This window comes from Paenibacillus xylanilyticus (assembly GCF_013359935.1).
Taxonomy (GTDB): domain Bacteria; phylum Bacillota; class Bacilli; order Paenibacillales; family Paenibacillaceae; genus Paenibacillus; species Paenibacillus xylanilyticus.
In genome coordinates, this window is sequence record NZ_JABMCB010000202.1 from 236359 (window position 1) to 260044 (window position 23686).

Sequence of the window (23686 nt, forward strand, 5' to 3'; positions counted from 1 at the left end):
TTTTCTTCTGATTCATAAGGCATGTTACCTCAATATATGCGAACAAAATTTCCTCGTGTTTATTACAACAATCAAAGATCGCAGCGGCAGTTCTAATTGTGATACGCGTCAACTTAATGACAATACTGGCGAAAAATAAGAAGGAGCTTGTCGCGGCGTGACAGCTCCTAGGGTCCAATTAATTAACTTAAACAATAAACAATATTCCCGAACCGTTCGGTGGCATTGAGATCTTGGTTGTAGGTCGGAAGGATAAAACTGTAGAAAAAAGACTAAATATTTCGTTTCTCATACTCAAACGGGTCTTCTATGGAGTAAATCTCATGAAAAAAACCTATATACGGGATATCTTCTTCCAAACATTTTATGAGATATGACAGTTCCTCGTAACATTCAGGCTCTTTACAATTGTTGCCCATATCCTCGAATCTGCCTAAGATATTTTCCATAAGGTTCACTTGGATAAATAAAGGCAACTTTTCCAGCATAGACTCTTCGAGATTGGTCTCCGATCTGTACCCTTCAAGGACTGTTTCAAAATAATCATCCATAAATTCCTTCCGTTTACTAGCGTCTGGTTCAAATTGTATCCAGCCGACTCCGTTTCCCCAGATGCTGGCCAAGTCAAACATATACCAACCGAAACATGAATTATCGAAATCATATACAGTTATTTGTCCGGTATTAAAATCTATTGAATAATTCCCATCGTTGTAATCAAAATGGAGCATACCAAAAGTCTCCTGGTCCCTATCCAATCCTTGTAAGGTATCAAGGAGTCCTACCATTTTCTCTTTAAGCAAAGACAAGGAATTCGGTATCAGTTTATCGATATATTCGGTATTATATTTGTCAAAAAAGCTATACCGGTGATGAACAGGCGTATACCCCTTCGATATTTGGTGCAGTCTCCCCAGGGTTTTGCCGCAATTATAATAATATTCGGTAATTGGAACTCCTTCTCTGTACCGATAATTATTTTCTACAAGTAATTTCCCCTTAGCCTTTTCAAACAGGCAGACAAAAAAGATGTGGTTATTGTAAGGGATCTCCTCCAGCAGATTCCCCTTTCGGGAGCTGATTACATTCGAGACACTGCCTCCGTGCTCAAATAGATATCTAACAAATTCCACTTCGCCTAGGAAATCTTCTCGGCTCCTGTCGGGTAAGAAAGCGATTCTGAGTATTTTAGCACTCTCGCCCTCTTTTTCACATGTGTAAACGACATTCCGCCCGCCATCATGTGCCGGAATCCGCTGGATTTCATATCCTTCTAATCCGAACGTCTCTGATACAACTGTAAGTAAATAGGTATCTCCGATTGCAACGACTTCGTTATAATGTATAACTATCTCTCCTCTTCTTACAAACATCTATTTGTGATTAATGTACTAAAAAGAGCATACCATCGTATCGGCACGCGCAATGGACTTTTTTGATCATTTTAAGAAACGGTTCACTCTGATGGGCGCAAACCATTCCATTTGACAATACTCCCCATCATATGCATCCAAATCCACTTTTTCAAAGAAGAAATCGCCATCCAGAAGGTCGAATTTCCCATTGTGCTCTTTGGCAAGCCTATCAATGGCAGCATACAGCGCCTCTGCGCGTAGTTGGTTGATCTCCTCATAATGATGATTTCCAACATAGCGAAAACTGACACACATTGACGCAGGGACTGTATCTCCTACAAAGCCGTCAGGAATGTTATTCAGATCCGTTACACGCATAGATGGTAGATAGTACGTCCAACTAAGCGATGGATCAGGTGTCCTCGTTAGACCGTAATAGATATTGGGTTCTATCGGATTAGGCACTTCATGCCGCTTGCCCCACCAAAACTGTTTGGCCGCTTCGGGCGCTTCGGTCGGCGATTCAGCAATCTCAATTTGATACATTCGCCCCATGACATGAAAGGACGGGATCATAACCATTTCTGGTCCATATATTAAATTTCCGCAAACATCGTTCTTTGGAAATAGATGAATTGGGGCTGTTACGTGAATATTTTTGCCGGAGTCTCTACATTCACCAGGCGTCATTCCATATTCGCGTTTAAATGCACGTATGTAGGTTTGCTCATGTTCATAACCGCAGTCGATGGCAATATCTAGAACCCGTTTCTCAGTCTGCATCAAATCTTCTAAGCTGAAGGCTAGCTTTCGAGAGCGGATATAGCTTTGTAGCGGTACGCCAAAAGCGAACTTGAAAAGTCGACGTAAGTGAACAATGGAAATCGGGAGATCGTTTAGATAATCTGTCTCGCTCGTACCAGAAACAACCTCTTCTATTCGAGACAGGAGCTCAGAAAGAATGTTGTATGGTTGTATAGCCTATGTCACTCTCCTAATATATATTTGTTCCTTAAAATTCATAACGAAACATATTCGCTATTAGTGAAATCATACCACAGATGGGAATCATCTTTATTTTTTGAATAAAAGAAAAAGTCTGAGTCAATTGGAAGGCTAGAATTACTTATATTCATTTTTTTGCCACTAGCCCGCTTATCAAATTCCCCGCCCCTACGACTCTGCGTGGTTAGAATTAAACTAATCTGCCCGTTAGTTCAACAAAAGCAGCTGATCACTTTGATCAGCTGCTCTCTTTGTATTATTGAGTTATCGTTTTCCGTTAGCTTAATGATTACAGGGTGAATATCAGACGGATATAATTTATCGCTAAAGTAAAGAAACCGTTTAAATACAAGAATATATCTTGTCACTGACAATAAATTCAAGAGGTTACAGTTAGTTCTGAAATAAATTCTAGTTATCATCATTGGAACAATCGTCACGCAAACATTTTATCTTACCTATACCAATATTTCTAACCTATAAAAGGACGGTTTGCTTTAACTGAATAACTGAACTTCTTAGGTCTTTTTCTTGTTCCAGGTAAGCACACAACGCTTGAATAACCGACCTCTTTGGCTCGGTCTGTGCAATCTCGCTATTCAACAATTGAACAATCTCTTGCAATTCCTTACGCCGTTCTGCCCCACCCTTCCATGCCTCAATAATAGCAATCACTCTGCCGAGCAGCTCTTCGGTAATCCGTTCTTTTTCACTATTCCAGTCGTTTGAGCCTGAATGAATAAATGTATCATATGCGCTTTTCCCAAGCAGTCCGTTCGAACCTGACTTGGACATGTGGTTGACTAACGCATCCATTTTATCAACGATAAACCAAGCCGTATCCTCAACGGACAATAGATTCTCTTCGGAGATGACGCGCTGCAGATAATCTTTAAGAATTGCCCGGTAAATAAAGATCAAATCCCAGAGAAACGGTTTAATTCTATGACCATAGACTTCCACAAGCCATGATCTGTGCCACTCCATCATTCGCTCGCGAACGTGGTTCCTTAATTTGCGGAATGTTTCGTATTGCGTAATCGGTAGATCAATGAAATCCACCATAATATGACGATATTCCATGAAATACTGAAAACGAAATACGATCTGATCCACAAGTCGCTCCTGAGGGCTTCCCGTTCCGATATCTTTTAAACGTTCAGCCTGATCAAAGTAAGCCAATTGGCATTGGTCGAAAACCTCACACAACAAATCCTCTTTAGAAGGGAAATATTTGTACACGGAGCCCTTTGCTATGGAACAGTCCTGGGCAATTTCCTGAATGGATGTGGCCAGATAACCTTTTTCTTTAAACATCTTAGAAGCCGAATAAATGATATCTTGCTTCGTTACGCTCATGCTCATGCATCCCCTCTTGACAACGTTAAACCCATAGTACAAAATTATGAACATGCAGTCAAATAACTCAAGTTCAAAAATTTGAACTGACAGTCAAGAATGGATAAACTGAAACTGGAGTGTGATTAACATGAAAGAACATTTATATCAATTTTCTAAAACGGCCTTAATCGTAATCGATTTACAGAAATGGATCGGAAACCAATACGCCCCTCATTCGGCAGAACAAGTTGTCGAACGTGCCTCTGCCATGGTTCAATCTTTCCGTGAGGCAGGTGCCTTCGTTGGACTCGTACGCGTTTCTTCGAAAGATTTCAAAGACATGCCTCGTCCCCTGCTGGATCAAGAACCTCCAGCGATCAATCTGGTGCCTGGTTGGGATGAAATTGTGCCTGAAATTGGAGTCACTGCTAACGACCATCTAATTACTAAGCGTCAGTGGGGTGCATTTTACGGGACGGATCTGGATCAGCAGTTGCGCAGGAGAGGCATTACAACGATTGTACTCTGCGGAATTGCCTCAGGGATCGGGGTTGATACCACGGCTCGAGAAGCATTTGCTCATGGGTACCAGGTAATTTTCGCGATCGACGCCATGACCGGATTCAGTGAGGCAGAACATGAGCACGTAAGCAAAGTCATCTTTCCACGTATCGGCCGAATCCGCACGACCGACGAGATTCTCGCTTGTGCAGCACTTCAATCATAGATCCACATCAAAGGACTTAATCGATGAGAGGTGCGTTAACAACCACGCCTCTGAAATAATACAATGTTATTTTTCTACGACACTGGCCTCTTCAAGTTAAAGCAAGGGCACGCAACAAGGTGCCTTTGTTTTACTTTTCTAATCTGTTGGCTCTTAGATCACTTCCTTTAATCCTAGGGATGATTTTACTTTTGGTGTGTTTGATCTCATACGTCACGGTACTCTCCGATTTTTCCCGATATGTTTAATTACACCTCCATGTGCCCTGCCTTGAATCCAGGGTAGCCCCTCCATATGGATTTGAGTCAAACTACCGATCCACCGATTGGTCTTCCTACTGTAGACACCTGCCCCTGAGAATTTATGCTCACACTTTTTTTAAAACGGAGATTCATTCTCCAGGTCAATTCCAAGTCCAACATATACACTAAGGTCCTCGATCTCCTTGCTGCTCCAGTACCCCGCATTAACTAGCAGGAAAAGTAATCCGGGCAGCAAGTGGCGATTCGACTTCGTATGTACATCCCTCCATTTTTCGTGGAATATATCTAGTCTGCTCTTTTAACAAATACCCGGATCATCATCATCAGTATAGTAATATGAAAAATAAATCCTACACTAAAATAAGTCAATGCAGTGAGTGATTCACCCGATATTCCTGTTATAAAAACCATTGCTGGCCAGTAGGTGGGAATCCACATGCCTAGCCATTGCCATGGATCTGGCACAAAAAAAATAACAATAGGACCAGCGATAAATAAAAGCGCACCAATCTTGTATAAAGCTAATCCCTCTACTTTGTTAGCAGAGAAAGCCGCCACCAGTAGTGCAAACCATGGCGCTTCTATGGCCAATAACAATAGCATAAGCAAAATCTCCGCATGAAACTCGATTAGTCCTGAGCATATTATAAACATCACGGTTAGCACGGCACTTAAGATTGAAGGCAAAGTTAATCTGTAAGACAGATAACCTCTTTTCATGAGCGGGGTTACTGCAAAATAGGAGATGAGGTTTTCATCTCGTTCATCCAACATTAATAATCCAGTCATCATACCTAATAGCATGGGGATCGTTACAATCAGGAGAACTGCAGTAAAGTCTCTGAACTCGGTTAAATCGAAAGAGTAACTTACCTGCAGCCATTGAGCTGCCACCGGAAATCCAAACCGAGTGAGTAAGATCAAGATCACCGGGCCCAAAAAGCCAACCAGTAATACCGGATCCGTTCCTGCGGAACGAATATCGTTCATTAAAAGTACTCGGTATCGATTCACTTTCCAGCTCCCCTTTCCCCTAAAACATACTTCTTATAAGAAAGTTTAGCCCAGCTATAGATCGCATAATTCCAAACGATCAAAATAAAAAAGGCGTAAAGAATCTCTTCAGTTGACAAGGGAGAGAATGCTGATTTTAAAAGAAGTAATGTACCCTCAGTTGGAAGAATATGGAATGGTCTAGTATTCCATACATCAAAAAAAGCAAGCAAAGGAAGTAATAATGGCAACGCATAGACTTGAGACATCAGGATAAAACCGTTAATCGTCTGGTACCGAACGACAACCCCGATCGATAATAACGTCATAAGACTCGAAGTTAACACCACACCCGCTGAAAACAAAAAAGGGGATTCCGGAACTCCAATTGATGTTGTATGAATCACCCACGCCGCGATCAGAGATAACACAGATAACGAAGCTACTTTTGCGAATAAATAATCACGAATACGAATAGGGGTAACAAAAAGGGGATCGTGAACGCCCTGATCTCGCTCTAGAAGCACGATTCCTCCAGCTAATATCAATCCAAGTGCACTCGGATCGCTGAAAGTTAACAGAATGACGGTCTTTTCCAAGTACTTATCAGGGACAAAATTCAGCAATGTCCAATAACAGGCACACACAAAGGCATACACAATATAAAATCCATGGCGCCTCTGGAATCTGATATCAAAGGCAAAGGCAGAAATGAATCTCATGCGAGCTCTCTCCCTGTAACTTCAATGAATATTTGCTCCAGTGAAGCCTCCTGGGAATGAATCGTCTCAATTGAATAATTTCGTATAAGACTTAAAAATAATTCATTATCCCCTAATCCCTGCTGGGGAAAAGCTGCGCTAATTAATTCCCCTTCTTGACGATATTCAACCCTGACTCTTTTTTGACCCTTACGAAGTTTAAGTTCCCGAGGGGAATCGATCAGTTTGATTTGTCCATCCACGATAAAAGCTACACGATCGCATATCTCCTCTGCGGCTTGCATGTTGTGTGTTGTTATTAGAACCGTTTTACCTTCTTCTTTTTTCTCCAGAATGAGATCCTTCATTTGTTTGGCATTAACCGGATCCAAACCTGAGGTCGGTTCATCCAGGAAGAGAATATCAGGATCATTCAAAAGTGCACGGCAAAAATTCAAACGCATTTTCATCCCTTTTGAAAGTTGAGACACCCTCAAATTAGCTGCTTGATCCAAACCCACTTGCTCCAATAACCCTTTCGGGTCCTCTGTTCGCCCAGCATAAAGTGACCGGAATAGTTTTAAGTTCTCCAACACAGAAAACTTGGAGTAAAAGTTTGGAAATTCAAAGGCGACTCCAATTCGTTCATAGTAGTCAGGTCCGATATCCTTGATCTCTTTATCCATTACCTTAACATTGCCTTGATACCCCTTAAGAACACCTATCAGTATTTTTTGCGTTGTACTTTTTCCAGCTCCTGATGGACCAAGAAAACCAAAAATCTCTCCCTTTGGAATATGGAAATCCATACGATGAATCGCAGGCTCTGTCTGTCCCGGATACGTAAATTTAAGGTTCCGTACATCAATCACACCCAATCCTCCTCCCCGTCTTTCAACACTGGTTCAATGTGCTTCTCAACACTCCAAAGGCCGATAGATCCACAACTAGAATATGAAGATGTTCATTTGATCAGTCCTTCATATAAACACATCATCTCCTCTTGAATTAACGTCAGTATAAAGACAAAAAAAGACAAAAGGAGCCCGCTGTGTGCAGGCTCCTCCATTTACAACCATTTTCAATTCATCCATTTAAGTATTCATGTAAATTTAACACGTTTAGATAATTTTGGCTACAATCATTTTAGATGGCTTAGTGAATCATGTATTCCTACTGTCTATTACCCACGTCCGCCTTGAAAAGAAGGATACTTTGTCATCCCTCCATCTGCGAATAGTGTAATCCCTGTGACATAGCTGGATTCCGATGAAGAGAGCCAAACGGCCGCCGCCGCAATTTCTTCAGGCTTACCGATGTATCCGAGCGGTACCAAATCCTCAACCGATGCTCGCAGCACGGGATTGGCAAATTTGACTGCGTTAATGGGGGTATTGATCGCACCTGGGGCGATGCTATTTACACGGATTCCCTTTGGGGCAAACTCCAGAGCCAGCGTCTCGGTCATCATCTTGACCCCACCCTTGCTCGCAGCGTAATGAAGAAAATGCGGCCACGGAATCACTTCATGCACACTGGAAATATTAATGATGCGGCCTTTGATATGATGCTCAAGCATATATTCCACGGCCTCTCTGCAACCGAGAAATGCTCCGGTTAGATTTACATCAATGACCCGCTTCCAGTCAGCCAAACTCAGCTTTTCTGACGGAACCTCATTCTCTATCCCAGCATTGTTGATCATAATATCCAGGGAGCCAAAGTGCTTATGCGCCGCCTGAACGAGCTTCTTTACGTCCTCTTCTTTGGAGACATCACCCTGTACCCCAATGGCCTGTCCACCTTGTAATTTGATTTCTTCAATGATGGGCTGTACATTCTGATTGTTACTGTAGTAATTAATCACAACGTTTGCTTTTTCCTGACCAAAACGTCGTGCCATCGCCTCTCCCAGGCCGGTGGCAGCACCAGTAATGACAACTGTCTGTCCTTGAAGATCCTGATACATCCCTGCTAACCTCCTGTATCCATTGACTGATATGTTCTAAGTTACATTAACCATTCCTTTCTGCCATGAACATGATCTGATCCACTGATCCATTCAGCGGGAGCAAAAGGGAAATTATCCATTAGTTCTAACTAATATGTTTATTTTTCGGAGCGAGTATGCAGATGCAGCAGGATGTTGAATGGTGTTCTTCAAGCTTGTATTGTTTTTGAATTGGTTTCGTGCGTTCGTTTACGGGCATTTAACACCGTTCTTCATCTACAGTAGATTTGCTGAGCATATCGATACATATTCCGGTTAATAATGGACGTATGAATAAATTCATTTTTATACACACGGGTCCTCTTACTATAATCGAATGGCTCTCGATTTGGAGTTGAGCGGGCTTTCGGAACGATGAGTGATGAAGTTATCATTTGATGGAGGGTTGCCTTATGCATCATTTTAATGAGATTTTTGTTCAATTGTTAATTTTACTCGCCATATCGATAGGGGTTATCGCCATAGCCAAAAAAGTTAATCAGCCTTATTCGATTGCTCTCGTTCTGGTCGGTTTGCTCCTGGGATTAATCCATGTGCCTGTATTGGAAGAAGCCGAAACGTTCATAACGCAATCGAATGTATTTCAGGCGATCATCATCTCCTTGTTCCTACCTATCCTTCTTGGAGACGCAACCTTAAAGCTTCCGTTCTCACATCTTCGTAAACAAAGCAAGCCGGTGCTCGCTTTGGCGTTCGGTGGGACGTTGCTGTCATTCCTTCTCATCGCTTTGGCGATGTACGGATTGATGGGATTACCGTTAGTTGTTGCATTTACTTTTGCCGCACTTATGAGCGCCACAGATCCGATCAGTGTGATATCCATCTTCAAATCCCTTGGCGTTCCCAAGAACATCGTAACCATTATTGAAGGGGAATCTTTGTTTAATGATGGGATTGCCGTTGTCTTGTTTAAAATCTCTTCCGTATATTTACTCACCTATATTGAAATGGGGTGGATAGGGATCGGAAGCGGTGTATTGCTCTTCCTAAAGTTTAGTTTGGGCGGAATTGCAGTTGGGGCTGTTCTGGGATTCCTCTTCTCGCAATTAATTCGCTTTTATGACGACTACCCACTCGAAATCGCCTTCTCCATGCTCCTGTTTTTCGGAAGTTATTTTATCGCTGAACATTTTCACGTCTCGGGTGTCATTGCCGTAGTCGTTGGGGGTATAATTTTCGGCAGCTACGGTGCACATATTGGCATGTCTGATACGACAAAGATGAACATCAATTCGTTTTGGGACGTTATTACTTTAGTTGCAAACTCTTTGATTTTCCTGATGATCGGTCTTGAAATTAAGCACATCTACTTCACTGACAAATGGGCTCTTATTGGTGCCTCGGTTCTTATTGTTCTGATCGGAAGATCATTTGCCGTTTACATCAGTATGATTTTCCTGAAATCCTTTCCTTCTTCCTGGAAAGTGATTTTGAATTGGGGCGGACTAAAGGGCAGTTTGTCCATCGCTCTGGCATTAAGCTTGCCCACGACCTTTGAAGGCCGTGACGATATACTTGTACTAACCTTCAGTGTCGTACTCTTCTCTCTTCTCGTACAAGGACTCACGATCAAACCGCTACTTAAGAAATTGGGGCTCGGCAAACAACTTCTCAATTCAAAATCCTCAGATTAACAAGTGATTATAGGCAATATATATTATTCTGGCAAGATCAAAACAAACCGACGGGTGTTTCATTACACGTCGGTTTGTTTTATTTTATCAACAGCTGGCTTTTCGAAATATTACAAGCTGGACTAGCACATACTAAGAAACAGTTGGCTGAAGCTTACATAACGGAGGTCTCTTCATGGTATTTACAATCACAATTATCATCGTTGCACTGTTTGCAATATGGGGAGCCGTCGCTCCTGATCAGCTGGCGAATGTGGCTAACGTTGCCTACAACTTCTCCATTCAGAATTTTGGCTGGTTTTATTTGTTAGCGACACTGTTCTTCCTGATCTTCGCCTTTTATCTGGCGTTCAGCCGATTTGGCGGTATCAGGCTGGGAGATGACGATGATGAACCGGAATATTCTACGATTTCCTGGCTGTCCATGCTGTTTAGCGCTGGTATGGGCATTGGACTGGTTTTCTGGGGAGTGGCTGAACCACTGTCCCACTATTTATCTGCACCGGAGGGGGCGGTACCCGAAACAACGCAAGCAGCAAGACTTGCAATGCGTTATTCCTTTTTCCACTGGGGGCTGCATCCTTGGGCTATCTATACCGTCATCGGTTTATCGCTTGCTTACTTCCAGTTCCGGAAAGGCTACAAAGGGCTGATCAGTTCCACCTTTATTCCGCTGATAGGTGAGCGTCTTGCGGCAGGCTGGCTTGGCAAGGTCATTGATATTCTGGCGGTCCTTGCCACCATCTTCGGTGTTGCGACCTCGCTTGGACTGGGTGCGCTTCAGATCGGTGGGGGTCTGAATTACTTATTCGGTATTCCCAACTCGACGATGTCCCAGATTGTCATTATCTCAATTGTAACCGTGCTGTTTTTGATCTCGGCAACCACCGGTCTGGATAAAGGTATTAAAATTCTGAGCAACACCAACCTCATAATAGCTGTGCTATTGATGGTGTTTGTATTGGTGACTGGACCGACTTCTTTTATATTTGACACATTTACGACAACCTTGGGCAGTTACATGCAGAATATTATTAACATGAGTTTGAGACTGACGCCTTTCTCAAGAGAAACCTGGATTGGAGCATGGACGTTATTTTACTGGGCATGGTGGATCGCGTGGGCTCCCTTTGTCGGCACTTTTATCGCAAGGGTATCCAGAGGAAGAACCATAAAGGAATTTGTAATTTACGTCATGGTTATTCCAAGCCTGTTCGGATTTATCTGGTTCTCCGTCTTCGGTGGAACAGGACTTCACCTGGAATTGTTCAATGCCGCCCATCTGGCGGAAGCCGTCAAAGAAGATACGACAACCGCTTTATTCCTTACACTGGAGCAACTGCCTTTGGGCACGATCATAGCATTCATCGCTACACTTCTGATCATGACCTTCTTTATTACGTCGGCTGATTCTGCTACCTTTGTGTTGGGCATGCTGTCTTCAGATGGCAAGCTGGACCCGAGTACAAGAGTGAAATTAACCTGGGGAATCATGCAGTCCGCCATCGCGGTAGTACTGCTGATAAGTGGGGGGTTGAACGGCCTCCAGACGGCCTCCATTGTTGCCGCACTACCGTTCGCTGTTGTCCTTATCGGTATGTGTGTCTCCCTACTCAAGGCTCTGCAGGCTGAGGACAGAGAGCGCCGCCAGAAAGAAAAATGGCAGCGCCAAAAGCTGAAACGATTGCTGGAGGAACATGAAAACTCGCAGAATGGAATTCCCGGTAGGTAAACGCTCTACCCGTTAGCTTCCTCCCTTTCATGAATAACACCAGCCGGAAGCAGTAATTGTTTCCGGCTAGTGTTGTATTTGACTTTTATCTTTGCTGGTAGCGGTCATACGCTACTTGATAAATTTCGATCGCTTTTTCAATATTCATTTTTTGTAGAGTATCTCTGTATGTGTCGAAGTTCTCCAGCGGTTCGTTACCCATAACGAACTTCAAAAGCATTTCCTTCATGTAAGTATCCACTTCACTCATAATTCTGCTGATTTCCTGACTTTCACTTCCACTGAACAAGAGCGGTGGCAGCAACAGTGTGCGATCCGCATTGAACCATCGTTCATTGGCTTCCCTGGCTTCGGGATGCTCCAACTCAAACGAAGCCCAGGCATCATAACTCATCACCTTTACCATCCCCGACGTCGGATAGGCATAACGCGAAACCGCCACTCGCGCTTCATAATTCGGGTCGTTCCATATGGCATCCGTGAATTTCTTCTTGCCATTCTCAATGACATAGCTTTCCCCTTCCAGACCCCAGTTCTGTAGGTCGCTTCCTTCCTCACTAATCATGAAATCAAGCAACTTCATTACCTTCTCTGGATCTTTGGCCTGTGAGCTGACAACAGCTCCCTCGAGAGGTACATATTGAGCCAGTTGTTCTGCAGCACTGAACGATTGACCTGCAGGTCCTACCGGAGGCGACACGCCTACCAGTTTAAAATCGGGAATGGCCGCCTGCATTTGGTTTTTGTACGTATTTATGCCGGAAATGGTACCACCGTAAGCGCCTACAATATTATTTGAAAACTTCGCTTCAAAGCCCTTTTTGTCCGTAGCCGCGAACTCGCTATCAATCAGGCCTTCTTTGTACCATTTGTTCATCATTTCAAGATAATCTTTGAATGCTGATTCATAGGGACCGTAGGTGATTTTACCAGTCTGCGGATTCATCTGGAAGGTGACGAGTAAACCATATGCGGTGCTGAATGATGTAATGCTGCCCATTCGGTTTTGATCGCCGAGCGGAATTTCGTCATTCTTATCGCCGTTTCCGTTCATATCATTTTCTTTAAAAGCTTTTAGTGCTGTATACCATTCATCAATGGTCTTTGGCATCGGAAGCCCCACCTGATCCAGCCAATCCTGACGGATCATTGTTCCCGCCCATGCGTTGCGTCTAAGATCGAGATTGACCTGTGGGAATTTAGCAATTGTACCGTCATCCAGCATGACCTGCTTTTTGATTTCAGGATTCTCATCCAGCAGTTTCTTGTAGTTTGGCGCATATTTATCAATTAAATCGTTCAACGGTATGGCTACACCGTCTTCAATAAGCTTGGCTACGCCCCCAGGGTAGTTGCTCGGTACATAAATAATGTCGGGATAGGTACCTGAGGCCAGCATAATATTAAATTGGGAGAGATTGCTCGTGTCATTTTCCTGAAAATTAATCGTTATCCCGGTTCGCTTCTGAATCTCTTTGTAGGCTTCCACGTCCCCGTAGCCCTTAAGTTCAGGGATTTTGCTGCTGAATTTACCGTTCCAGAGAAAGCTGACCGCTTGGTTGTTTTCGTCAGCTGCACCTGCCTGATCACCCGATTTGTCATCACCGCAACCTGCTATTAACGATGCTGCCATCAGGATGCTTAAGGACATTTTTCCAACCTTTATAACCTTCATACTCATCCCCCATTATTCAGCTAGTATTAGGTACTTAGCCCTTCAGGGCCCCTATCATGACACCTTTCGTGAAATATTTCTGGATAAACGGATACAGCACTAGAATAGGTAAAGTGGCCACGATTATAGTAGCGTACTTGACCACTTCTCCCAGAAATGGATCCCCCGTCGTAGTGGACAGGTTGGTTGTGTCCGTTGTGCTGTTCTCAATAAGTATTTCCCGCAGCACCAGCTGCAGCGGAAACAGCTCTCTGTCCCGCAGATAAATCAGCGCCCCAGTCCATGAGTTCCAATGACCTACTCCGTAGAAAAGTGCCATCACAGCAAGTACTGGAACCGATAGAGGTAAGATGATCTGGGCAAAAATTCGGAAATCCGATGCACCATCAATCTTAGCCGCCTCTTCAAGCTCAACAGGAATAGCTTGAAACGACGTTCTCATAATAATCAGATTCCAAGTGGCAATCAAACCAGGAATGATGAGAGCCCAACGCGTATCCAACATCCCCAGGTTTTTCACCAAAATATAGCCGGGAATGAGACCACCGCTGAAAAACATGGTGAAGACAACCATCATCATCATATACTTTTTCCAATACATTTCTCTTCGTGATAGAACGAAAGCAAACAACGCCGTAAAAAATACGTTCAGCGAGGTACCCACCACCACGTAAAACAAAGTGTTTTTATATCCGGAGATAATCATCGGGTTTTGGAGCACTAATTTATAGGCTTCCGGATAGAAACCCTTTGGCCACAGCAGAATGCCGGAGTGTTTGACCAATTCTGACGGCACACTAAGCGATGCGAAGATCACATAGAGAAAAGGATAAAGAGTTATGATCATCAGCCCTGTCAAAAACACAATGTTTAACGTGTCAAATATTTTATCTCCCAAGCTGCGTCTTATCATGCCGGATGCCTCCTCTACCATAGACTCGTATCATTGATTTTCCGGCTAATCCGGTTTGCCAGAATCAGAAGAATGAAGTTAATGACGGAATTAAACAAGCTGACAGCAGTGCTGTAGCTGTAGTTAGCCTCAAGAAGTCCACGCCGATATACAAAACTGGAGATGACATCTGCCGTTTCGTAGGTTTGAGGATTATACAGCAGGATTACCTTCTCAAAACCGACATCCATGATGCCGCCAATTCGTAGAATCAGCAGGATAACGATCGTTGGCATAATGCCGGGTAACGTGACATGCAACATTTGCTTCCACCGGTTCGCACCGTCCACTGTGGCTGCATCGTATAGCTGAGTATCAATGGCCGATAATGCCGCCAGATAAATAATCGATCCCCAACCGATACCTTGCCAAATTCCCGAACCCACAAATATGGTTCTAAAAAGGGATGGATCAAGCAATAAATTTTGCGCCTCTACGCCAAACCAGCTCAATATAATGTTAAACAGTCCGGCTTTTCTTGAGAAGTCTACAATCATGCCGCTAATAACAACGATCGAAACAAAGTGCGGCAGATACGTGATCGTCTGTGTCAACCGTTTGAAAAAGGTGTGCCTTACCTCATTTAACAACAGTGCTAAAATAATGGGCGCAGGAAAAGCAATGAGCAGCTCGTAAATGCTGATGATCAGGGTATTCCGGAGTAACCTCCAAAAATAAAAGCTTTGGAAGAAATCTACAAAGTTCTGAAAGCCGATCCACTCGCTTCCCAAGATACCCTTGACCGGTGAATAATTTTTGAAGGCGATGGTCACGCCATACATCGGTATATAGCTGAAAATGATGTAGTAACTAATCCCGAACAATCCCAGAAAATAAACAACCTTATGCTTCTGGAAGTCCTTACCCAGCATATTAAAGTATTGGCTCAGCCCTGAATGCCGTACCTTTCTAATCTGTCTCATAGCCAGCTTCAGAGTCTCACCTCCTTTGGGTGGTGTTTGATGGTGCACGCCGAATATACCACCATTAAGAAAGCGGTTACAATATTCAATAATTATGTGCGATTTTTATACTTACCTGTAGGGACCAATGAATATACAGTACCTGCGGTTGTATTGAATTCGGTAATATTCCCTTTTCGATCTGTAGGTACCGGCAGACCGTCAATGGTGGTCACATGGATCGGGTGCTGTGAAAATAAACGGATACTTCCTCCAATCTCAGAGCGTACTGACGCTGTCTTCATTTGTTGGTCAGCCCATGTCATGTCAATGACGAATCCTCCTCTGGCCCGCAAGCCGGTCACACTACCCGCCTTCCATACAGATGGAAGGGCTGGAAGAAACCGAATGTAATTCAAATGACTTTGCAGCAGCATTTCCGCAATACCCGCTATACCACCGAAATTACCATCGATCTGGAACGGGGGGTGGTTATCGAATAAATTGGGCAAGGTTGATTGCCGAAGAAGTTGTTGTGTATGCTCATACGCCTGCTCTCCATTCAGCAGCCTTGCCCAGAAATTAATAATCCAGGCTCTGCTCCAGCCCGTATGCCCTCCTCCATTTTCCAGTCGTCGAATCAGTGTAGTTTTCGCACCTTCTGCCAGCTCTGCTGTCAGGTCCGGACTGATGGTGGAACCAGGATGAAGCCCAAACAAGTGTGAAATATGACGGTGACCCGCATCTGTTTCGTCATAATCCACAAGCCATTCTTGCAGCTGTCCATGCTTGCCAATTTGCATTGGTGGTAATTGTTTAATCATTTTTTCCCATTGCTCCCGTAACTCTTGATCAACATTTAACACCTGACTCGCTTCCAAGCATGCCCTGAATAATTCCTCTATAATTTGCGTGTCCATCGTAGGCCCATAACATAATGTTCCTGCTTCTCCATTCGGTAACTTATATCGGTTCTCTGGTGAAACAGAAGGATTGGTAACCAGATAGCCTTCAGGACTTTTAACGAGAAAGTCCACAAAAAACAAAGCCGCTTCCCTCATTGTGTCATATGCTCGTTCCAGGTAAACCTTATCCGGATAAAATTGGTAATGCTCCCAAAGATGGAGCGTAAGCCAAGCCCCGCCCATGACCCACTGTGTTGCTGCAGCATAAATATCCTGAGGAGCTGTATCTGCCCAGAGATCCGTATTGTGGTGAGCGACGAAACCTCTGCAACCGTACATCATCTGTGCCGTCACTTTCCCATTGACCTTCATCCGTTCGACCAGTTCGATCAACGGCTCATGGCATTCTGCCAGGTTACAAGTCTCAGCGGGCCAGTAATTCATCTGGGTATTGATGTTAATCGTGTATTTGCTGTCCCACGGCGGCGTCATGGAGTCGTTCCAGATCCCTTGCAAATTAGCCGGAAGAGCACCAGGCCTGCTGGATGAAATAAGTAAATACCTACCAAAGTGGAAGTATAGCGTATTTAGTCCGGTATCTTCGGCCCCTTTTTGTACAAGCTCCAGCCGCTTCGAAACAGGCAATAGATGAAGATCAGTTCCTGAAAGGTCCGCAAGCTCCAGCTTTACCCGTTTAAACAACTGCTGGTAATCAAGTACATGTTCATTTTTTAGCTTTTCATAGGATTGGGCAGCGGCTCTTTCAATCCATTCGCACGCTTGCTGCTCCGGTTTATCGTGCCGGAAGCCGGAGGCAACGGACAGAAATAATGTTACTTGGTTCGCTCCTTGTACATTCAAATGCTCCCCGATTGCCTGAACTGTTCCCCCAGAGGAAACGGCTTTTACCACCGCCGTATATGACCCTTCGTTAACTCCTCCACATGGATTGGACATAACGATGGTATCTTCACCTTTCCGATAGGACAGTTCCATATGTCGACCTTTTTTTCGTTCAAACCTTGCCGTGAAGCTCAAAGTCCCCGGACGATCCGCTTCTAGCCGAATCACCATGACCTGCGCAGGGTAGCTGCAAAATATTTCTCTGCGGAACCTGACGCCTTCATATACATATTCCGTTAAAACGATCGCTTCCTCCAGATTCAGTTCTCGCCTGTAATCTGCGGACTCCACTTGGTCTACAGGATGATTCATGCGAATCATCAAGTCACCGGCTGTCATATAGTGCCTTTGGCTGCAGGGCGTACCGGAAAGAGCCGCCTCCACGAGTGCATGGGCCTCATTTAACTTGCCTTCGAACAAGAGCTGCCGTATGTGGGACAGATGTTCCTTGGCATCCGGATTATTCCGATTTCTTGGTCCACCAGACCATATCGAGTCTTCATTAAACTGGATCTGTTCCTGCTTGATGTTTCCGAAGACCATTCCACCTAGCCGTCCGTTCCCAATGGGCAGCGCTTCCTCCCAGTTACGAGCAGGAGCATCATACCACATCATGGATTCAGATCTTAATTTCATTCGCTTCTCCTCTTTCTTTTTTATTTAGCAAAGGGAAACTTGCAAATTGAATTGAAGCAGGTTTCCCTGCTCAATCCGCTCAAACCTTTAGTGCAAAACGACCTTATCATAGTCTTGAAAAGGCTTACAATGCACAAAATTTATGTGCTTTATTTATAAGCAGCTTATTTGATATCGCCTAAATAAGGCTTTTAAGTTTCTATAATCAAGCTAATTGGTTTAATTACAGCCGAAATATTTGCCTGTCAACCATTATTGCCATCACCAGTCTGAATGAAAAAGGAAAAAAAGGTAGATGTATGGAATAGAATCATCTAAAATAATGCTAATCACCTTGCTTGTCACTAACATGCTCGCCCGCTACGAGCTTCGCCACGAAAATTTGCAAAGAATTGAACAGGTGAACCAATACACTTTCAAGGGGGCTTGAACGAGATGAACGACAACCATCCCTATAAAATCTTCATAAAATACCTGTTGTCCTACATCATCCTTCTTCTGATTCCCATCACGCTGATTGCGGTGCTGGTCTATAGTTTCTTTGTGAACCAACTGGAGGAGGAAGTGATCGCCGGCAATCTGAATACGCTGGATAACATGCGGGAATCCATGGACGAGCAATTAAGTAGAATCGAAGATACAACGAGGCAAATGCTGATTGAAGATAACAGCCTGTACCCTTACCGGATTTCAGACCAATGGGGATATAAAGCTTGGGGAATTACGCGTGAATTAAAACGTTATCAACGGATGAGCCCGTTTATTCACGAAATCTGGGTATATTTCAAGTCGGACCCTGCTGTTTTTACAAGCAGTGGTGTGTATTCATTGCCAATGATCTCCAAACAAATTTATCAATTTGAAGATTGGTCTGCATCAACCATGATTACAGATTTACAGGAATCCAGAACAGCTTCCCTGCTCTCGCCAGGTTATGATCAAAAATCGCATGAACGTTATCTGAGAATGATTCAACCCATGTTTCCAAATCAAGCTAAACCCTATGGAACCATAGTCTATTTGATAAATGAGAAATCCATTCATCAGTTAATGTCCACCTATGAAAAAGCTGAAGGATCCATGTGGATCTTTGACCAGAACAATCAACTCGTTACGTCTGTGGCAAAAGAAGGCAGCCCCACCCGTCTAGCCTTTTCGAAGCTCATAACGGAAGGTACTCACGCCCCTTATCAGGAAATCACATTGGAGGGGACCAACTACTATCTTTTTCTCATGCAATCCGAACAGTCTGGATGGAAATATGCAACTTTGCTTCCGATTGATGTCGTAATGGATAAAGTGAATCATGCCCAAAACTGGCTGACCTACGGAATTATAGCGATTTTGATTGTCGGAGGGGGGATCATTTATATAAGCATGCGTTCCAATTATAGACCAATCCATATGTTGCGTAAGGAAAGTCATCGCCTATTCCCCCACAAGATGAAATCACTGAATGAACTTGAAACCGTACGTTATACGCTAACCAGCCTGGCTAATCAAAATAAAGATCTCGATAACCGTGTGAAAAATCACTCCCCTGCTGTCAAAAAACAAATGGTTTTCGCGCTGTTAAAGGGAGAGATTGAATCCTTTTCGGAAATCGCTAAATATGATGCCAACTTTGTAGATCTGACAGATGAGGCACAAACCCAGGTTATCATCATCGAAACTGCCGAGTATGTACATTCCATGAATAATCATACCATTCAGGAAATGGAACGAAGCTATCCTGGTCCCCATCCCATTTTTGGGATTGAGCATTTTGACTCGGGTCGTTATGTATTTCTCCTGCTCATTCAGGATTCTCTTACTGAAGACACGCATGCCTGTTGGGATCAATACCAAGATCGATTGCGTGCATTATTAGGCGGGACGGTCACTCTTGGAGTGGGTACCCGAACCTTGGTTTCGGAAAGTCCCCGTTCCTACCTTGAAGCACAGACAGCCATGGATTATCGATTTATTCAAGGTGTTAACCGGGTCATTCGGTATGACGAAATACCAATGAACTTTAATCATCAGGAATCCTACCCCCACTCCGAGATGGAGAGCCTGCAGCGGGCTGTACGCAAAAGCAGGATGGATAAAATCCAAAGTTCTCTCTCGAACATTACTGATTTTATCCGACAAAAACAGGTACCTTTAATCATAGCCCGTAGTCTCTGCTACGATGTTATTCGTTCCGTTAATGATATGTGGACTGGACTGGGGATGAGCGAGCAACATTCAGCCCAATATCCCGATATATTTGTACTGGAGCGCCTGGAAACGATCGATGAATTCGAGAAATTGATTCATTCCATCAGTCAGGATTTGTCCGTCGCATTTAAAAATCAAAATAAGGAAACGCCCTCAAAAGAGCCAACATCGCGATCCATCGACTTGATCACCCAATATATTGAGGGGCATTTTGACCAATGTGAATTTTCTCTTCAGGGAATGTCTGAGTCATTTGGTATGGCTTTACCCAATCTTAGTCAATTGTTTAAGGAACAGACTGGACAAACTCCACTTGAATACGTGACCGAATTACGTATGAAAAAAGCTCAGCATTTGCTGATGACAACTATGAAACCGCTATCATCCGTAGCAGAGGAAGTGGGGTATTACAACGTGTCAAGCTTCATCCGGCGCTTCAAACAACTAAACGGTATGACTCCCGGAGAATATCGAAATCGCGCTCAGGCACCTGATTTCAAGAAGAGTGATACCACAACTGCTCAAAGCAAACCTTAAAGTATGCAGATAACCCAAAAAGAGGCTTCTCCCATTGGGAAAGCCTCTTTATTAGGAAATATTAGGAAATATGATCGTCATGATTTCAGAGTCTTAAGACACGAAATATCGTTCTCCATGTTTATAGGATGTGCTAACACCCACATATAATAGAGAACTTTAGCTGCCTTCTCCCGAGTTACCCTTTTTTTGGGCTCTAGCACGTTTCCGTTACACTGCTTTCCCCGTTCGATTCCCTTCTCTGATCGAAAAAGCCCCCATTGATAAGCCTTTTTTACTTTACTCAGCAACTCAGGGGTAATCTCTGCAGTATCCTCAAGCTGCTCATACGAAATTAAGGGGTAGTACATTGTTCCACGTTGATCTGGAGCGAGATGCGGGTCATACGCCGGGTGATCGGGGGTGATGGCATCCCCGTTATATTCAGTCATATAAGGGGGCGGAACATCAAATTTTGCTTGATATGCATCGTGAAGCAGCTTACCCATGGTCTCTCGTGTTAACTCATTGTTCGAACAATCACTGAGTATAGCTGAATCTATCTCCAACAGTCGAGACAGTGCCAAGCTAAATTCACGGATATTGACGAACTCTTCTGGATTAAACCGAGCACCGTCATCCAGAGAGAAAACACCCAATTGAACCAGCTTTTCAATCTGATTCCGATAGTAAGCTCCTGATCCGGTCAACGTATCAACAGCTATTTCGGGAAAAACAGTGGACCAGTTATTTGTCTGGATCGCTGTCTTCACCTCATTTTTCAACCAAGAGGCAACGTTTTTAACGGCTTGGTTACCTTGCTCTGCCTCCTTAGCAAGGCAGGTCGCCACCATACGAGCAAATTGTTTGGAGAGACTTTCCTTAAAATGAGTGCCGTCATTTCGTTGAATGGGGTGTCCATTGGCAAAACTGCCATCATTCGTTTTTCCCGGTGTTTCCCCTGCTTCAATGGACATAAATATTGCGGTGGTTGCTTCCACACCGATCTCATTGTAATAACGCAGGCTTTCCTTATTTAGGTCAATGAGCGTTACCCCAAGCTTTGCAGCCATCTCACGCATGACTTGGGGGAACTTTCGATTGTTAAATGAATTCGTGTAAATATGTCTGGACTTAGCTGCTGCATCTACACGGGACATCGGGGTAACCAGAATTGGTATCATTCCTCGTGCTCGTATAGCAGGAATATAAATCTCCTGTAAATATGTTCGATACATCGACTCAGTAGATCCTCTGCCAAAACGTCTGTTTTCATCCATCGACTCGTCATTATGACCGAACTGGATTAAGACGTAATCTTGTGCGCAGCCAGTCATCAGAATATCATTAAACCGCCCCTCCGTATAAGCGCTTTTAAAGGAACGTCCTCCCATAGAATAGTTGATCACGCGAACTTGTAACGGATCAAACAAGTTATCAAATACTTGACCCCATCCACTCATCGGTGCTTCTTCGAAAATATATGATTTAACTGTGGAGTCACCTAAAGTAAAAACAGTGGGCAGCTGATGCTCCGGGCGATCTTTCTGAGGAATTCTCGTTATTACAATTTCTGAAATGCCTACAATACAGTTGAGTCGCTTCGGTTCTATTTCAATATCTATATATTCTCGCCCATTGACGTAATTATAGCTCCACTGCCTATCATCTATTTGAATGCGCGTTTGGTTAGTAATCAGCTTGGCTGCATCCCAGAATTCGGTTTGCAGAAGCGCTTGAGTATTCATTCCGGAAATCGCAATCACCATATCAGCCTGGTCAGAGGTTGTTCTCACTTGAACATTGTATGCACCCGGAGGAACCTTCACTCGAAAACAGAGGCCGTAACGGTTATGATGTTCAACCGGCTCTCCATCGTCTTCCCTAAATTCAGCCTCGCGAATTAAGTATCCTTCCTGTGCAGCAACAATGGAATCGAGATGGACCTGACGCGGAGGCATAGCACATGTTTGATCTACAAATCCAAATCCTCTGACATGATCATATCGCGGAATGGTATCGTTCTCTCCCGGGATCATAGACACGTATCCTTCCTTCGGAGTGGACGAAAAATTAAACTGTATTTTTTGCTCTGGTATCATAGTTCCCTCCTGTTGACGTAACGTTCCACTTCAAGGGAAGCAAGTAAAAAGGGAGCCAATCCCATAGGTACATCTTCAACTACTTCTTCTGAAATATAATAGTCATAGGAGCCATTTCTCTCCTTGCTTAGTCCCGCTCCGTGGCATATTTGCTTCAGATGTATACCATGCGCATCTTCTTCTGTTAGATATTCTTCGATGCCCTGATACCCCCTAAGCGTCGCATCTTCAAATCCTTTCTCCAGATAACCACGCCCAAGCCCTTTTGCCAGAGAATACACAAACATGCATGAACCGGACGCCTCTATGTAATTGCCCTTCCGGTTGGCTTTATCCAGTACTTGATACCACAGCCCGGTTTCTTTATCCTGAACCTGAAGAAGGGCAAGGGACAAACGATGGAAGATACCAATTATGGTCCCACGCTTCGGATGAGTTACCGGAAAATGATCAAGACAGTCTACAAGTGACATCATGTACCAGCCCACTGCCCGACTCCAGAATTGTGATGACAAGCCCGTGCGGCTGTCTGCCCATTCCTGTTCGCGGGATTCGTCCCATCCGTGGTAGAGCAGACCGGTCAGCGGATCACGTGTTTTACGCTCAATGAGCAATAATTGATGAGCCACCTCGTCCAGTAGCTCGGGACGTCCAAATACCTTAGCATATTCCGCCAAAAAGGGGGATGCCATATACAGACCATCCAGCCAAATTTGAAACGGATAAACCTTTTTGTGCCAGAATCCGCCTTCAGACGTTCGAGGTTGACTAAGAAGCTGTGCGGCGAGCAAATGAGAAGCCTTGGCGTACCGCTCATCTCCTGTTTCTTGGAGCAACCAGAACAGATTCTTTCCCTGATTGATCTGATCCAGATTGTATTCTTCGAGTGAGTAGGTGCGAATGGAACCGTCCTCCCGAATAAAGGTGTCCATGTGGCGCTCTACAAACGCGGCATATGCAGGCTCGTTAAACTGAATCCCAGTGCGCATCATTGCCATCAGCAGCATTCCGGGTACATAAGCCCACCGTTTCAATACGTAATCATGCTCTCCCTTTTCATTACACTGCCCTAAAATAGTATCCGCAATTTTCCTGGAAATGCTTACAACTTCCTCGTGCATCTTGGTCATA

The 23686-nt window shown here is 44.0% G+C and carries 17 protein-coding genes; 4 read left to right on the plus strand and 13 right to left on the minus strand.

All coding sequences use genetic code 11. The features are described 5' to 3' along the window. Nucleotides 1–272: 272 nt before the first annotated feature. The 3 genes from HP552_RS27880 to HP552_RS27890 all read right to left on the minus strand — a co-directional run bounded on the left by HP552_RS27880 (nt 273) and on the right by HP552_RS27890 (nt 3719). Complete coding sequence (locus HP552_RS27880) at nt 273–1373, minus strand: phosphotransferase enzyme family protein (protein ID WP_175398627.1); 1101 nt, start codon at nt 1371–1373, stop codon at nt 273–275. 66 nt (nt 1374–1439) lie between these two features. Next, nucleotides 1440–2333 (minus strand): helix-turn-helix domain-containing protein, encoded by an 894-nt coding sequence (locus HP552_RS27885; RefSeq protein WP_175399136.1) that lies wholly within the window; start codon nt 2331–2333, stop codon nt 1440–1442. Between the two features lie 504 nt (nt 2334–2837). After that, a complete protein-coding gene (locus HP552_RS27890; RefSeq protein ID WP_175398628.1) occupies nt 2838–3719 on the minus strand; it encodes a TetR/AcrR family transcriptional regulator in 882 nt (293 codons plus the stop codon). A 130-nt stretch (nt 3720–3849) separates the two neighbouring features. On the opposite strand from HP552_RS27890, the gene HP552_RS27895 reads away from it, so the two are divergent. Continuing rightward, nucleotides 3850–4428: an isochorismatase family protein gene (locus tag HP552_RS27895; RefSeq protein WP_175398629.1), complete on the plus strand. Its 579-nt coding sequence runs from the start codon at nt 3850–3852 to the stop codon at nt 4426–4428. A 548-nt stretch (nt 4429–4976) separates the two neighbouring features. Here HP552_RS27895 and HP552_RS27900 read toward each other — a convergent pair. The 4 genes from HP552_RS27900 to HP552_RS27915 form a co-directional block, all read right to left on the minus strand. Further along, nucleotides 4977–5705 (minus strand): Rv2686c family ABC transporter permease subunit, encoded by a 729-nt coding sequence (locus tag HP552_RS27900; protein ID WP_175398630.1) that lies wholly within the window; start codon nt 5703–5705, stop codon nt 4977–4979. Further along, nucleotides 5702–6406, minus strand: a complete 705-nt coding sequence (locus tag HP552_RS27905) for a fluoroquinolone export ABC transporter permease subunit (protein ID WP_175398631.1) — start codon at nt 6404–6406, stop codon at nt 5702–5704. The genes HP552_RS27900 and HP552_RS27905 overlap by 4 nt, the downstream gene beginning before the upstream one ends. Next, nucleotides 6403–7257 carry an ABC transporter ATP-binding protein gene (locus HP552_RS27910; RefSeq protein ID WP_175398632.1) on the minus strand — a complete coding sequence of 285 codons (855 nt, stop codon included), beginning with the start codon at nt 7255–7257 and terminating at the stop codon, nt 6403–6405. The genes HP552_RS27905 and HP552_RS27910 overlap by 4 nt, the downstream gene beginning before the upstream one ends. A gap of 311 nt (nt 7258–7568) precedes the next feature. Then, nucleotides 7569–8354: a glucose-1-dehydrogenase gene (locus HP552_RS27915; protein WP_175398633.1), complete on the minus strand. Its 786-nt coding sequence runs from the start codon at nt 8352–8354 to the stop codon at nt 7569–7571. A 434-nt stretch (nt 8355–8788) separates the two neighbouring features. Between HP552_RS27915 and HP552_RS27920 the strand changes: the two genes are divergently transcribed. Together HP552_RS27920 and HP552_RS27925 are read left to right on the plus strand one after the other, a co-directional pair. After that, nucleotides 8789–10030: a cation:proton antiporter gene (locus tag HP552_RS27920; protein WP_175398634.1), complete on the plus strand. Its 1242-nt coding sequence runs from the start codon at nt 8789–8791 to the stop codon at nt 10028–10030. 175 nt (nt 10031–10205) lie between these two features. Continuing rightward, nucleotides 10206–11762 carry a glycine betaine uptake BCCT transporter gene (locus tag HP552_RS27925; protein ID WP_175398635.1) on the plus strand — a complete coding sequence of 519 codons (1557 nt, stop codon included), beginning with the start codon at nt 10206–10208 and terminating at the stop codon, nt 11760–11762. An 85-nt stretch (nt 11763–11847) separates the two neighbouring features. On the opposite strand, the gene HP552_RS27930 is transcribed toward HP552_RS27925, so the two are convergent. The 4 genes from HP552_RS27930 to HP552_RS27945 all read right to left on the minus strand — a co-directional run bounded on the left by HP552_RS27930 (nt 11848) and on the right by HP552_RS27945 (nt 17735). Continuing rightward, nucleotides 11848–13437, minus strand: a complete 1590-nt coding sequence (locus tag HP552_RS27930) for an extracellular solute-binding protein (protein ID WP_175398636.1) — start codon at nt 13435–13437, stop codon at nt 11848–11850. 34 nt (nt 13438–13471) lie between these two features. Continuing rightward, nucleotides 13472–14350, minus strand: coding sequence for a carbohydrate ABC transporter permease (locus HP552_RS27935; RefSeq protein ID WP_175398637.1), 879 nt, complete (start codon nt 14348–14350; stop codon nt 13472–13474). A gap of 14 nt (nt 14351–14364) precedes the next feature. Beyond that, on the minus strand, nt 14365–15312 hold the full coding sequence (locus HP552_RS27940; protein ID WP_175399137.1) for an ABC transporter permease: 948 nt from the start codon (nt 15310–15312) through the stop codon (nt 14365–14367). A gap of 92 nt (nt 15313–15404) precedes the next feature. After that, complete coding sequence (locus HP552_RS27945; RefSeq protein WP_175398638.1) at nt 15405–17735, minus strand: glycoside hydrolase family 95 protein; 2331 nt, start codon at nt 17733–17735, stop codon at nt 15405–15407. A 435-nt stretch (nt 17736–18170) separates the two neighbouring features. Here HP552_RS27945 and HP552_RS27950 point away from each other — a divergent pair, with 435 nt between their 5' ends. Continuing rightward, nucleotides 18171–20474 carry a helix-turn-helix domain-containing protein gene (locus HP552_RS27950; RefSeq protein WP_175398639.1) on the plus strand — a complete coding sequence of 768 codons (2304 nt, stop codon included), beginning with the start codon at nt 18171–18173 and terminating at the stop codon, nt 20472–20474. Between the two features lie 77 nt (nt 20475–20551). Here HP552_RS27950 and HP552_RS27955 read toward each other — a convergent pair whose 3' ends face one another. Next, nucleotides 20552–22555 (minus strand): GDSL-type esterase/lipase family protein, encoded by a 2004-nt coding sequence (locus HP552_RS27955; protein ID WP_175398640.1) that lies wholly within the window; start codon nt 22553–22555, stop codon nt 20552–20554. Further along, nucleotides 22552–23685 (minus strand): glycoside hydrolase family 88/105 protein, encoded by a 1134-nt coding sequence (locus tag HP552_RS27960; RefSeq protein WP_246311089.1) that lies wholly within the window; start codon nt 23683–23685, stop codon nt 22552–22554. The genes HP552_RS27955 and HP552_RS27960 overlap by 4 nt, the downstream gene beginning before the upstream one ends. Nucleotide 23686 lies beyond the last annotated feature (1 nt).